This window comes from Nonomuraea sp. NPDC049400, assembly GCF_044466425.1.
Classification (GTDB): domain Bacteria; phylum Actinomycetota; class Actinomycetes; order Streptosporangiales; family Streptosporangiaceae; genus Nonomuraea.
The window spans coordinates 1-13,861 of the sequence record NZ_JBITMP010000039.1 but is presented as its reverse complement, the minus strand read 5'-3'; the positions used below and the strand labels follow the sequence as shown (position 1 = coordinate 13,861).

The 13,861-nt window shown below is 70.0% G+C and carries 6 protein-coding genes; 1 reads left to right on the top strand and 5 read right to left on the bottom strand.

Going from position 1 to position 13,861, the window contains the following annotated elements; genetic code table 11:
• Positions 1–72: 72 nt before the first annotated feature.
• Positions 73–1,230, top strand: a complete 1,158-nt coding sequence (locus tag ACIBVN_RS42265) for an AI-2E family transporter (protein ID WP_397145933.1) — start codon at positions 73–75, stop codon at positions 1,228–1,230.
• A gap of 214 nt (positions 1,231–1,444) precedes the next feature.
• On the opposite strand, the gene ACIBVN_RS42260 is transcribed toward ACIBVN_RS42265, so the two are convergent.
• The 5 genes from ACIBVN_RS42260 to ACIBVN_RS42240 all read right to left on the bottom strand — a co-directional run bounded on the left by ACIBVN_RS42260 (position 1,445) and on the right by ACIBVN_RS42240 (position 13,762).
• The gene (locus ACIBVN_RS42260) at positions 1,445–2,230 is read right to left on the bottom strand and encodes an alpha/beta fold hydrolase (RefSeq protein ID WP_397145932.1); all 786 of its coding nucleotides are present in this window, start codon (positions 2,228–2,230) and stop codon (positions 1,445–1,447) included.
• A gap of 147 nt (positions 2,231–2,377) precedes the next feature.
• Complete coding sequence (locus tag ACIBVN_RS42255) at positions 2,378–3,136, bottom strand: SDR family NAD(P)-dependent oxidoreductase (protein WP_397145931.1); 759 nt, start codon at positions 3,134–3,136, stop codon at positions 2,378–2,380.
• Positions 3,137–3,268: 132 nt separating this feature from the next.
• Positions 3,269–9,538 (bottom strand): RHS repeat-associated core domain-containing protein, encoded by a 6,270-nt coding sequence (locus ACIBVN_RS42250; protein WP_397145930.1) that lies wholly within the window; start codon positions 9,536–9,538, stop codon positions 3,269–3,271.
• Positions 9,539–9,604: 66 nt separating this feature from the next.
• Positions 9,605–12,826 carry a LamG-like jellyroll fold domain-containing protein gene (locus ACIBVN_RS42245; protein WP_397145929.1) on the bottom strand — a complete coding sequence of 1,074 codons (3,222 nt, stop codon included), beginning with the start codon at positions 12,824–12,826 and terminating at the stop codon, positions 9,605–9,607.
• Between the two features lie 231 nt (positions 12,827–13,057).
• Entirely contained in the window at positions 13,058–13,762 is a 705-nt protein-coding gene (locus tag ACIBVN_RS42240) for an alpha/beta hydrolase (protein WP_397146023.1), read from the bottom strand.
• Positions 13,763–13,861: the final 99 nt, after the last annotated feature.

Here is a 13,861-nt window from a genome sequence, read left to right as displayed (position 1 = left end):
ACCTGGTCGCTAGGCTCTCCCTTTGCCATCAGCCTGTACAAGGTTTGCCGCCGACCTTCCCCGGGAGTCACCTTGTCCGCGGACGCCGAGCCCACCGCCGCCACCACCACCGCAGAAGAAGAGCCTCAGAAGAGCGCGGAGAAGGAAGCGACCCGGGCTCAGGAGAACGACGACGACGCCGCGCAGCCGTACGGGCTGCCCGGGAAACCACTCGCCCGGGGCCCCTTCCTGTTCGGGCTGGTCGGCGGGCTGGGTGTGCTGACCGCGATCGCGATCGCCCAGATGGTCGTCAATTCGCTGAGCACGATCATCCTGATCGTGGTGGCGATGTTCCTGGCCGTCGGCCTGAACCCCGCCGTCGAGGCACTCCAGCGGCGCGGGCTGGCCAGGAGGGGCGCGATCTCGATCGTGTTCGCCGGGGTCATCGTGGCGTTCGCGCTGTTCGGCCTGGCCGTGGTGCCGCCGGTGAGCCAGCAGCTGTCGGAGTTCGTCGCGGCGGTGCCCGGCTACGTCACCGAGCTCGGCAGGAATCCCACGTTGCACCAGCTCGACGCCGACTACCAGATCCTGGCGCAGCTCAAGACGTTCGTGACGAGCACGCTGGGGCCCTCGCTGGCCAGCGGGATCATGGGCGCGGGGCTCGTGGTGCTGAACGGCGTGTACACCACGGTGACGCTGCTGGTGCTCATGCTCTACTTCCTCGGCTCGCTGCACACGATCAAGGACTACCTGCTCAAGCTCGTGCCGGCCACGCGGAGGGCCCGGACGCGGGCGATCAGCGAGGAGATCCTCACCGGCATCGGCGGGTACGTCGCGGGCAACGTGCTGATCTCGGTCATCGCGGGCATCCTGTCCTGGATCTTCCTGTCCCTCGCCGGCGTCCAGTACGCACTCGCGCTCGCCCTGGTCGTGGCGCTGACGGACCTGATCCCGCTGGTGGGCGCCACGATCGGCGCGATACTCGTGTCCGGCGTCGCGTTCCTGCAGTCGGTGCCCGCCGGCATCGCCTGCGTGATCTTCTTCCTGGTCTACCAGCAGGTCGAGAACTACTTCATCTATCCGAGGGTGATGAAGCGCTCGGTGGACGTGGCGCCGGCCGTGACGGTGATCGCCGCGCTGTTCGGCGGCGCGCTGCTGGGCATCGTGGGCGCGCTGCTGGCCATCCCGGTGGCCGCGGCGATCGCGCTGATCATCCGCGAGGTGGTCGTGCCGCGCCAGGACCGCGCCTGAGGCCCTTCGGAGGGAAGAGGCGTCCATGTCCCCGCCGTACCCCGGGAACCCGCCACGCTTCGGCTGAGGTCCCTTGAGAGGGAAGAGGAAGACGAGGTGCCTCCGTTGGTCAGCGGACGGCTTCCCGTTGAGGGGCGCACGCCTGAGTGCGGCCGCCGGCCAGCGTGGCGGGACCGCTCAGGAGCGCGCGCCGGAGAAGGGACGACGTGGGTGATCAGTCGCGGGAGCCGCCGAGGCCGGTCTTGAGAAACTCGGACACCGCCGCGTTGAACGCCTCCGGCTGCTCGACCGCGCTCAGATGGCCGGCCTTTGGGATGATCTCCAGCCGCCCGTCGGGCACGGCGCGTACCATCGCCTCGGCCTCGGCGGGCGGCGACAGCTCGTCCTCCTCCCCCACGACGACCAGCAGCGGCGCCTTCAGCGTGCTCAGCGTGTCGAACGAGTCGGGACGGGCGGCCATGGCCCGTTGCGCCCAGGCGACGGCGCCCGGCGGCGCGGACTGCACCAGCCCTTTGACGCGCCCGAACACCATGGCCCGCCGCTCCTTGGTCGTCGGCCCGATGAGCCCAGGAAGCACCTCGGTGACCAGCACCTCGCTGCCGTCGGACAGCACGGCTTGGGCGATGCGCTCCCGGTTGTCCCTCGCCGCGGGCGGATCCGCGCCGGCCTTGGTGTCGGCCAGGATCACACCGAGCACCCGGTCGGGATGCCGGCGACAGAACGCCATGGCCACATAGCCGCCCATGGACAGCCCGCCGACCACCGCCCTGTCGATGCCCTCGTCGTCGAGCAGCCTGGCGACGTCGTCGGCCATCAGGTCGATGGACGGCTCGTCGTCGCCCAGCCGTGACCCGCCGAAGCCGCGCAGGTCGGGCGTGATGACCCGGCATGCCCTGGCCAGACCCTCCCGCTGGGCGAGCCACATGGCCGACGACAGCGGGAACGCGTGAAGCAGCACAACCGGGAGCCCGGTCCCGGACGATCTCGTGTAGAGCTGCACGGACCACACGGTAACCCGGTTCCCGGCGCCAAGCACTCAATGTCGTATGCCGATATCACCTATAACGCTGACCGCATCCGTAATAAGCAGCCATAAAGGCGGCATTTCGCCAATGTCCGCTATAAATCTGGCATTGGCGCTCGGACTTCAGATGGCCGTGGCGCCGCCGTCCACGAACAGCACCTGACCCGTGATGTACGCCGAAGCCGAGCTGGCCAGGAACACGGCCGGCTGAGCCATCTCCGCCACCGTCCCCCAGCGCCGCATGGGCACACTGGCGACCGTGGCGGCGCCGGCGGTCTCGTCCTCCCAGAGGTTGCGGTTGAGGTCGGTGGCGGTCCAGCCAGGGCACAGGGCGTTGACCCGCACCCCCGACTGTGCCCACTCCACGGCCAGCGTCTTCGTCAACGCCACCAGCCCCGCCTTGGCGGCGGCGTAGGGTGCCAGGAAGGGCGCGCCGAGCGCCGCCACGGAGGCCACGTTGATGACCGTGCCCTCGCCCCGACCCAGCAGATGGGGGGCGACCGCGTGGCAGACGGTCATGGCGGAGTCGAGGTTGAGCCGCATCAGCTTGTCCCATCCCGACAGCCGCAGGTCCTTGAACTCGACCAGGAAGTTCGAGCCGCCCGCGTTGTTGACCACGATGTCGAGGTGCCCGAGCCCGTCGATCGCCGCCGTCACGGCCCCGGCGGCGGCCTCGCGGTCGGTGAGGTCGGCGGGGATGACGACCGCGCGCCTGCCCAGGGCCTCGATCTCCTTGCCCACTTCGGCCAGGGTCTCGGCCGACCGGGACACGAGCGCCACGTCGGCCCCCGCCTCGGCGTACGCGAGCGCGATGGCCCGTCCGATCCCCTTCGACGCCCCCGTGACCAGGGCTTTCTTACCGGTGAGAGCAAACGCGTCCACAGTGCCTCCTCGCTCGAAACCGAATAAGATTCTACGGATTGAGCCGCGGCTGCGCGAGGGCGAGGCGGACGGAAGCCGGCGCGGGACCGTGAAGGCCCCGCGCCGGCGATCACTCAGCGAACCGCTCTGGGATCAACCCAGGCCGCCGAGCCAAGTGTCGAAGAAGTCGGCGATGTCGTCACCGAGTTTCCCGCCGCGGAAGCCCAGGTGCGTGGCCGCCCCTCTCTTGGTGTTGGGCTCGATCTCGATCTTCTCCGGCTTGAAGATCTGCTTCTCACCCTGGCCGGAGCCGCCGCGCGGGAGGTTCGACGGCGGTCTACCCTCCGGATACATCCGGCCGTTGCCGTAGACGCTGTAGGACTGGGTCGGCTGGACGGTGCCGTCGTTCCGGTAGACCTGGCTCGGCCGTGGCTGTGCCGGCTGCCGGTTCGCCCTGGGCGGCGCCTGCCGCTGCGTCGACCTGTGGCTGGTCGGACGCCGCGCCGGGCGCGAGCGAGCATGCTGGATCCCTCTGGGAAGGTGGCCGTTCCGCCGGTTGTACCGCTGACGGTTCAGCACTCTCCGCTTCGCGGCCGCCGCCTCGCGAGCCGCCTTCCTCGCCGCTCTGCGGTTCGCCACCGCGGCTCGTCGCCTCGCCGCGGCCTCCCGAGCCCGCCTGGCGGCCTCCGCCGCCCGCCTCCTGGCCGCCGCCGCGGCACGCTTCCTGGCGGTCTCCGCGGCCCGCCTTCTGGCCTCCTCCCTGGCCCGCTTCCTGGCGGCCTCCAAGGCCCGCTTCCTTGCCTCCTCCCTGGCCTTTCTCCTGGCCTCCTCCAGAGCCTTCTTCCTGGCGATCTCCCTTGCCCGGCGGATCGCCGCCTGCCTGGCGGCGCGCTGGGCCGCCTTCTTGGCGAGGTAGCGGGCGCCGAACCTGACGCCGACGGCGACCACGACCCAGACCCACTGCCCGTCAGGGTCCGCCATGGTGACGGGGCTGTTGTTGGCGTAGGCGTAGGCGTTGAGCTGCTGCGGATCCACATCGTCGATGATCGGGTCCACCGACATGAACCGGCCGAGCTTGGGGTCGTACTCGCGGGCGCCGAGGTGGACGAGCCCGGTCGTCGCGTCCTTCGTGCCGCCGACGAACCCGCGCTGGCCCGGCCACCATGGCGGTGGCGAGCCCCGGTCCTCGCCGAACGGCGTCGTCCTCCGTACCGCCAGATCGCCGTTCCCGGCGTTCACCGCGGCATGCGCGGTGCCCTGGTGGTCGTTGACCAGGAAGTACACCTGGTTGTCCGGCGTGCGTACCGCGATGGGCTGGTCGTTGACGGTGTAGTAGCGGGTCTGCTCGACGACGTCCTTGGCGTAGTCGAAGCGCAGCTCCATGTCGTCGATGTAGAGCGTGGCGTCGGTCGGTGTCTTGCGGACGAGCCGGTCGCCCTCCGCGTCGTACACGAACGACGTCGTCTTGCCCGCCTCCGTCACCGACTCCAGGTTGCCTTCGGCGTCCCAGACCAGGGTCTGGTCCGAGGTGCCGACCTTGCGCCTGGTGGTGTTGCCCGCGGCGTCGTACTCGAACAGGTCCGGCCCGACGCTCTGCAGCGCGTGCGGCTGCTTGCCGCCCGCCTGCGGGTAGGTGTAGTCGCGGACGGTCTCACCTGCGCCGCCCCAGGCGTGCTTGGTCTCCTTGGTCCGGTTGCCGGTGGAGTCGTAGGCGTAGCTGACCGCGTACGGGGCCACACCGCCGATCTTGTCGGACTGCGGGCTGCCGCCGGCGCAGTCGTCGGTGGCCGTCCAGGCCGAGGTCAGGCGGCGCAGATGGTCGTACTTGAAGCACTGCGTGTCCTGGCCGCTCGCCTTGTCGGCGATCTTGGTGATGTTGCCGACCCCGTCGTAGGTGTAGTTGATGTCGAGGTCGGTCTTGGCCGCGCCTTCCCGGTCCAGCCGCATGCTGGTCAGCCTGCGGGTGGCCTCGTCGTGGGTGTAGGTGAGCCAGGTCTTCTTGCCCGCCTCGCCCAGCTCGTACTGCAGGGTCTCGCCCATCTTGGAGTAGCGGGCCGCACCCACGTACGCCGACAGGCCGGTGACCTTGGTCGTCTGGCCGAGCTCGTCGTAGGTGTAGACGACCTGCTCCTCGGCCAGTCCGCCGACGCCGGGGAAGCTGACCGACTGGACCTTGTCGTCGGCCGTGTAGCGGGTGTTGAGCTGGTAGGAACCGGCGAGCTTGCCCTCCCGTTCCGGGATGGTGACCGTCTCGCGGAGCGGGCGGTAGTCGACGTCGATGGCGTTGATCTCGGCCTTGTACGCCTGCCCGCCCACATACCGGATGCTGGCGTTCGTGTGGCCCTTGGCCAGGGCGTCGTACTTCCATTCGGCCAGCAGCGGGCCGGTCGCGGAGTTCTCGCGCAACTCCTTCTGGCGGCCCAGCTCGTCGTAGACGTACCACAGGGTCTTGCCGCGGGAGTCGGTCGTGCTGACGACCTCGTCGGCGTCGTTGTACGTCATCGTCGTGACGCCCTTGTCGGGGTCCTCGGTCTTGATCTCCCGGCCGCGCATGTCGTAGTGGTGGCGCCACACGTTGCCGGCCGAGTCGGTCACCGTGGACAGCCGGCCGGCGGCGTCGTAGGTGTACTTGGTGGCCTCGTACTCGCCTGTCGGGGTCGCGCCCTTGTACTGGCGCAGCTCGATCAGGCGGTCCTCGGCGTCACCGATGCGGGTGGTCGCCGTGCCGCCCGGCGGCGGCGTCATGTGGACCCGGTCGCCCTCCTGCTTGACCGTGACCCGGTACTTCTCCACACCCTTGGCCTTGAGGATCTGGCCGTTGACCTCACCCGCGCCGTCGAAGGTCGACACGACCTGGTTGGGCACGTCGGTGTCGGCGACCGCGAGCAGATCGGTGGAGGGTGTGCCGGTGGCGAAGTAGCCGGAGTTCGACTTGGACTCCTCGCCCTGGGAGTTGTAGAAGGTGTCGGTGATCGTGCGCCCGTCACGCAGCGCGGGGTCCTGCGTCTGGTCGTCCCTGGGCGCGGGTTCCTGGGTCTGGCGCTCGCGCATCAGGCCGTCGTACAGCTCGTGGCTGGCGGTGTAGCCGCCGTCGGCGCGCAGCGTCTTCGTGGTGACGAAACTGGGGCCGGTGTCCCGCATGACGTAGGAGTACTCGGTGCTGGGCGTCTGTCCGGCCGACTTGCTGCGATCGGCCTGCCAGACCTTGGTCAGCCGGCCGAGCGCGTCGTACTCCATCTCGACGCGGCGGTTGTTCGCGTCGATGTCGGCGACGGGTTCGCCCCAGGCCGGCTCGACGATCGTACGGTCGGTGTGGCCGAGCTGGTTGGTCTCGGTGACCTCGGTCGGGAGGACGCCCGTGGCCGGGGTGTAGGCGGTCACGGACTTGGTGCCGACCGCGTCGGTCTCGCTGGTCTCGCGGCCGTACACGTCATACGTGTGCGTCCTGTCGGTGATCGTCGTGCCGTCACCGGAGACGACCTGCTGGACCGAGGTCACGTCGCCCTTGCTCGGGGCCTGGCCGTACGCCTTGCCGTCGTACTGGACCTTCTGGTCCGAGATCACCTCCTCGGCGGCCAGCGTGGAGACGGCGGTGCCGCAGCTCGCTGCGACCTTCTGGATGCGGCTGGTGTAGTCGAGCAGCCAGCTCGTGTCGTTGCGGGCGTAGGTGTAGCGGGTGCACTGGTCGTCGTCGGGCGTGGCCAGGTCGCCCTTCTCCTCCACCTGGGTGAGCAGGCCCTTGGTGTCGTACGTGCGCTCCTCGCCGGTCCGCCGCCAGGTGCCGCCGGGCAGCGCGGTACGGGTGACCGCGGACTTGGCCTCGACCACGTGCGCGGCCTTGGTGACGCCGCCCTGCGTGGACTCCGCGGTCTTCACCGACCACGGCTGCTCGGCGCTCGCGCTCAGGATGGCCCCGCCGTCCCCGTCGTACAGGATCTCCTCGCGCTCGAAACCGGAGTACTGGTCGAGGTCGTCCAGCTTGACGCCCTCGGAGTCCTCGACCTGCGCGCTGCGCTTCGAGCCGTCGGCCTGCTTGTCACCGTCCATGCCCCGGAAGTAGCGGAACTCCGTGAGCGTGCGCTTGGTGTCCTGACCGTCTCCCTCGCGCACCCGTACCCGGCCGAACCCGCGGAAGTCCGACCACGTGCGGTGCTCGGGCTTGACGAGGATGTTGTCGGCGTAGTGCCAGGCGGCGCCGCCCAGGTATTCGTAGTTGGTGACCACGTTGGGCGAGCCCGCGACGCGGTCCACCTCGATCATCTGCGACACCACGTACTTGTGGAACCAGTCGGTGACCTCGGCCTCGTTCAGCGGCGCCCAGCGCTGCGGGAAGCAGAGCTTGGTGTTCTTGTCGGCCGCCGGCAGTGCGCCGGCCGTGCATTCGACGGGGGCGTAGTTGATCCGCAACTCGCCGCCGGTCCCGTTGTTGACCGACTGGACGCGCCACTTGACCATGGGGGCGCGGCCCTCGGTCGCGTCCACCCGGTTGGGGAGCTGGACGCCGACGAACGTGGTCTTGGGCGCCGTGATCGTGCCGCCCACGTGACCGGTCTGCTGGACCGAGGCCAGCCAGAGCGACGGGCTGAGGCCGTCACCCGTGGCGGGGAACTGGTGCGTCAGCGCCCAGGAGTCGACGTTGCTGTACGCGCTCCCGGACAGAATCTGCGTGGTGACCTTGGTCAGCCGCTTGCGGGTGAAGAACGTCGGGGCCAGGCGGTCGGTGCACTGCACGCCCGCGTTGCAGATCTGGTCGAACGGCACGTCCGGCCAGTGGCTGGCAGTCTCCTTCTTGAGCTGGTCGGCGGCGCAGGTGATCGTGCCGCTGGGCAGGCAGCGTTCGGCCACGTCGAACACCACGCGGGCAGCCGGCGCCTTGGTGAACAGCTCGCTCTGCAGGTAGCCGTAGTCGATGCGGGTGAGGTAGCCGCCGCGTACGTACTGGGTGCCCAGTTCCGGCTTGGAGTTGCGGCCGTAGTAGTTGGTCTCGCGTTCGTACCAGTACGTGGTGGCGTTCCCGTGGGTGTCCACGGCGAAGTCGAGGTTCCATCGGTACGCCTGCTGGCACCAGGCGTTGGCCGGGGTGCTGGAGTAGCAGGGCTCGCCGCTGTTGTTGCCGAACACCGGCACCGTCTGGACCGACTTCGTCTCCGGCTTGCCGCTCGCCCAGCCGGGAAGCCGGTTCAGGCCGAAGGTGTACTGGGTGCCGTCGGCGGTGGTGACCCGCCAGTACTCGCCGTTGTTGTCGCCGTTGACGGCACCGGTGAGGTACTCGATGCGGGTGCCGTCGTCGCGCTTGGGCCGCCACTGTTTGGTCGTGGCGTCCTTGATCAGCTCGACGGCCGAGCTGCCGAGCGAGAGGGTCGCGTTGTCCTGGTCCCAGCACAGGTCGCCGGTCTTCTTGCCGTCGATCATGCAGGACTTGTAGCGGCGCTCGATGAAGCCGCCGGGGTTGAGCTCGAAGCCCTCACCCGCCCAGGACGCCTGGTTGTTGGTGGAGGCGGTGCGCCCGTCCACGCTCTGGGAGGAGTAGCCCAGCGAGATCTCCGGCTCCTCGCCGCCCAGCGCGGGCGGGGTGCGCATGTCGTAGCCCCAGGTGAAGTCGCCGGTCTGGGTGCCGACGCTCCAGTCCGCCGAGGGGCCCAGCGAAGTGGCGGAGTGGTCGCCGGACGGCCCGGAGGCGGCGGCGGTCAGGGCGTACAGGCCGTTCGTCTCGAAGTCGGCGGTCAGCGTGCCCGCCTTGACGTCGTTGTCGCTCTTGACGGGCTGGGGCAGGGCACAATTGCTCGCCTTGGCGTCGAGCGCGCACTCCTCCAGTTTGACCAGGTGCAGGCGGGCACCGTAGTCGCCGCCGTAGGCGTGGCGGAAACCGGAGTAGTCGACCTGCAGGCGGGTCTTCCCGGACGCCTTGGCCGCCGCTACGCCCTGGCCAGGGGAGACGCGCAGCGCGAGGCCGAGCCGGTCGGTTTCGAGCAGCTCGACCTTGACCGGGTCGGCTGCGGCGACGGCCTTGGCGTCCTTCTGCGGGGCGAGCTTCACCGGGAAACCGGCCGCCAGGGTGCTCGTCCCGCTGCCGCCTAACTCCGCCGCCTGGGCTTTGGGCCAGGTGACGCCTGGTGGCGCCTTCCACGCCTGTTTCTCGACGGGATCGGCCAGCGGGGGCAGGACCGGGACCTTCCCGCCCTTGACCGGCGTCTCCTTCTGCACGGACGGGGCCGACCGGGACGCCGCCTGCGCGGGCATGGCGTACGCGACCGGCATGACGAGGACGATGGAGAGCACTGCCGCGAGCCTGCGGGGCCAGGACGACTCGGGCTTGGGCTCCAGGAAACGGTTCCAGTAGGGGTCGGGAATGTCGGGTTCTTCGGGTTGCTGAGCTCGGTTCCAGCGGGATTCGGGCAGGTCTAACTCACTCGGCAGGTCCATGAACCTCTCCCAGTCGGGGTGCTGATCGGGACTTACTGGGTGGTGACTAGCGGTGCTGAACTGGAATCACTGGGCGGCTAGCTGGGCGATCTGCTCGGCGCTCAGCGCGCCGTCATACGTGCGGACGTCGTCCACGGCTCCTGGCCAGTAGCCGGTGAAGGCGCCCGCGCTCTTGGTCCGGCCCAGTTGCAGCGGGCCGGTGGCGTTCCACGCGCTGACGTGGTCGGTGATGGTGGTGGTGGAGAGCCGGCCGTTGACGTAGATGCGCAGCTCGCCGGCCAGCGCGTCGTAGACGCCGGCGATGTGCGTCCACTCCAGCGCGTTGGGGATGGCGTCGGAGCGGGTGCGTACGAGGGCGGCGGTGTCGGTGTCGGCGGCCCGCATGCCGAGGGTCCACCGCTGCTGTTCCTTGTCGAAGCCGAGCTGGAACCCGGCCGCCCTGCTGCCCGGCTGGGCCACGGCCGCGGTGTCGGCGGTCGGCAGGTAGTCGAGCTGGGTCCAGGCGGCGACGGTGAAGCTCGACCTGGTGTTGACGGCGGCGGCAGGGGTCTGGGCGTAGCCGTTGACGCCGTCGAGCGCGAGCGCGCCGTCCAGCCAGCCGGAGGTCCACGACGCGCCCCCGGCGAGGGTCGCGGCCGAGGACCGGCCCGAGGAGTCGGCGGCCGACGTGCCCGACTCCTCATCCAGCTGCCAGTGGCCGACCAGCGTGGCGGCGCTGTTGACCAGGTCGGCGACCTCGTCGTCGAACATGGCCCGGCCGTAGACGCGGACCTCGTCCACGTCGCCCGGCCAGGTCTCCGCCGCCGCGCCGTTGACCTTGCCCCTGCCGACGGTGAGCGGCCCGGTGGCGTTCCACGGCTGGGTGAAGGCCACCGAGGACTCCAGCTTGCCGTTGACGTAGAGCGAGATCTGGCCCGCCGCGGAGTCGTAGACGCCGGCCAGGTGGGTCCACTCGTTGAGCCTCGGGGCGGCCGCGGAGAGGGCGCGGACGGTCGTGGCGCCGTCGGCGTCCGCGCCCGCCCGGGTCAGCGCCCATCGGTCGTCGGGCTTGGAGTACTGGAGCGCGAAGCCACCTGTCCTCGCGCCTTCCTGGGTGACGACGGTGGCGGTGGCGCCGTTGCCCGTCAGACGGGCCCAGGCGGTGACGGTGAAGTTGCGGCTGGTGTCGGTCACGGGGCCCGAGGTCTGCGCGTACGCGTTGGCCAGGCGCAGCCCCATGCCGGTCCTGCCGGTCGTCCACGTGGCCCCGTACAGGGTCGCGGGGTGGGCGTTCGCGGCGTCGGCGGCCACGGTGCCCTCCCCCTCGTCCAGCGCCCAGTGGCCGCTGGGCGCCTTGCCCGCGTTGACGTTGAAGACGTACGTGCGGATCGGGCCGAGCTGGCCCGCGCGGTCCTTGCTCCGGACCGACAGGACGTTCGGGCCGTCGTGGCGCGGGGTGAGCGCGATCGTGGCCCTGCCGTCCGCCCCGGGAGCGACCTCCGTCCTGGGGGTGGTGTCGAGCCCGTACACGTACGTGGCCACGTCGGTGACGCCGTTGGGGTCGAACGTGAACGTGCCCGCCAGTCCGACGCCGTCGCTCCAGGTGTCCTCGGGGAACTGGGGCGAGGTCACGACCGGTTCCCTGCCGGGTGCCGTGGCGTCCACGGTGGCCTCGCACCAGGGGCTCCAGGCGCTGGCGGCCCTGCCGTCCTCAGCGCGCACGCGCCAGCGGATGAGCGCGCCGTCGGCGTACAGGCTGCTCGGGATCGTCGCGTAGTAGGCGGAGCCGGACGAACCCGTCGCGGTGACGTACTCGCCGGTCTTCGTCCCGGCGGCGTTGTACCACTCGAAGCGGCCCTTGACCGAGTTGTCGGCGTCCTTCAGCTTGGCCCACAGCTTCGGCGTGGCCGTGCTGATGACCGGTCGCCCCTCGCCCGAGACGCAGGGGCCGCCCGGGTCCGACCACGTGTCCGCGGCCACCGGGGCGGTCGGGATCGAGTTGTACTCGATGACGGCGACCGGGTTGTTCTTGAACTTCTTCCAGGCCCAGACGTCGGTCTCGCTGGTGGCATAGAGACCGATGGTCATGGTGTTCCACTTCTTGGCGGCGGCGTCGGCGGCCCACGACGTGACGTCGAACTCCACACCGCCGGGCAGACAGGACGAGCTGTAGCCCTTGGCCACGTTCACCGTGGAGAGCAACCTGGTCTTCGTCGGCGGGTTGCTCCAGGTGGTGCTCTTGCCGATCGCGCTGGTCCCCCAGGCCTCCACCTTGCGGGCGCTGCACGAGTACGACCACGTCTCGTACGTGCGCAGCGTCGCCTTGATGATCTGCTTGCCGTGGATGGTGGAGCCGGTGGCCATCTGGAAGAACGAGCGGTTCGTCTGGGAGGAGCTGATGCGGCCGACGCGGGCGATGTCGCTGGAGTTGAGGTAGTTGGAGTTGGGCCAGTTGCTCCAGATCGCCGTCCACGAGCCGCGCGCGGCCGAGAAGTACGGGTCCAGGTAGACGGGGAACTTGGTCTTCGGGTCCGCCAGCATCTTCCTGTCGGGCTTGAGCCGCAGTTGCTTGCCCGCCAGCTCCACACCCATGGTGGCCTCGCGGGCCTCGGGCGAGCGGCCCTCCTTGAGCGCCTGCGGGCTCGTGATCCCCTCGGAATCCCACATCTTCGGCGTGGGCGCGATGAAGATCGTCCCTCCGCTCTCGTCGAGGGCCTCCAGGTTGCCCGCCTTGTCCGCTTTCACCGACAGGCCCCGGGCGGCGAGCGGGTAGCTCAGCTCGGTCAGGTTCGCCACGGCCGCCCGCGACTTGACGACCAGCAGGTGCGAGAAGCCGTCCACGTCCGCCGTCACCTGAAGGTCCACGCCCGGCATGACCTCGGGGTAGGTCGCGGTGTCGCCGTTCAGCGTGGGCTTGGGCAGGGCGCCCTGCCAGCCGAGCTCGAGGGACTTGGCGCCGCGCGACAGGCGGGCGAGCGGGGCGGTGCCGCCGCCGGAGAACGTCAGGCCGGCCGCCGTGGCGACCGGCTCCACCGCGCCGTCGGGGCGCAGGCGGAGCGTGGTGTCCACGGGGACCCAGCCGCCGGCCTTGCGTACGCGTACCGGGCGGACGTGCTGCTCCAGGGTGAACGTGCCGTCGGGCTTGGCCCAGACCTGGCGGGTCTCGCTGCGCAGCGACTCGACCTCGACCGGCTTGCCCTGCGTGCGGGCGAGCGCGAGAGCGGATTCGTCGGGCGGCCGGCCTTTCTGCGGGACAGCGTCCCGGACGGTCTGTGCCTCCGCGCGAGTCACCGGATCCGGGACCGCCAAGATCGTTAACGATAACGCCGCCGCAACCAACCCACGCACTGCCCGCATACGTCCTCGCCCAAGGTGAGCAGGGATTACGCGCGGGACGGACCAGCCGCCCGGCGTCTCCACGATCTTCGGTTGACGATCGGATTTTCACCCTGGTCGCGGGACAGGTCCAGAGTTTTGCTCATTCTGCTCAAAATTTCCTTCAGGGCTGCAACCCGTCCGGAAATTTCCGTCAGGCGTGCCTCAGACCTCCGTCGGCAGCGGCCACGCGGCTGGATTGACCCGCTTGACGATCTCGTTCAGTGCGATGCGGACGTACGGCTCACCCACCCACAGATGCTTGGCCCCGTCCACCCCGATGACCTCGGCCTGCGGCACCCGCGCGAACCGCTCACGGGCCTCGTCGGGCCGCAGGTAGTCGTCGAACTCGGGCACGAGCGCCACCAGCGGCCGTCCGAACCGCGCCCAGGCGTCCAGGTCGTCGTCCGTGGCCCTGTGCAGCGGCGGCGAGAGCAGGATGGCCCCCTCCACCAGCGGGTCGTGCGCCCACTTCAGCGTCAGCTCGGTGCCGAACGACCAGCCGACCACCCACACACGCGGCAGGTCGTGGTATTCGGCGTATTCGAGCGCCGCCGCGACGTCGAACCGCTCGCCCTCGCCCCCGTCGAACGTGCCCTCCGAGGTGCCGCGCTCGGACGAGGTGCCCCGGGTGTTGAAGCGCAGCACGGCCAGGTCGGCGAGGGCGGGCAGCCGGTTGGCGGCCTTCTTGTAGACGTGGCTGTCCATGAACCCGCCATGTGTGGGCAGCGGGTGCAGGGTCACCAGCGTCGCCACGGGAGCACGGTCGAGTGGCAGGGCCAGCTCGCCGACCAGGGTCAGGCCGTCGCCCGTGTGCAGCTCGATCGGCTCGCGCCGGGCGGGGAGCACGGTCGCCGCGCGAATCTCCAACATGGGTCCTAATCAGTGTTAGCGAGTCGCCTTGCGGCAGACTCGGTGGTTGGTAGCCGTCCGGCAGGTGAGCACTTGCGCGTCCTGGACTTCGAGTCC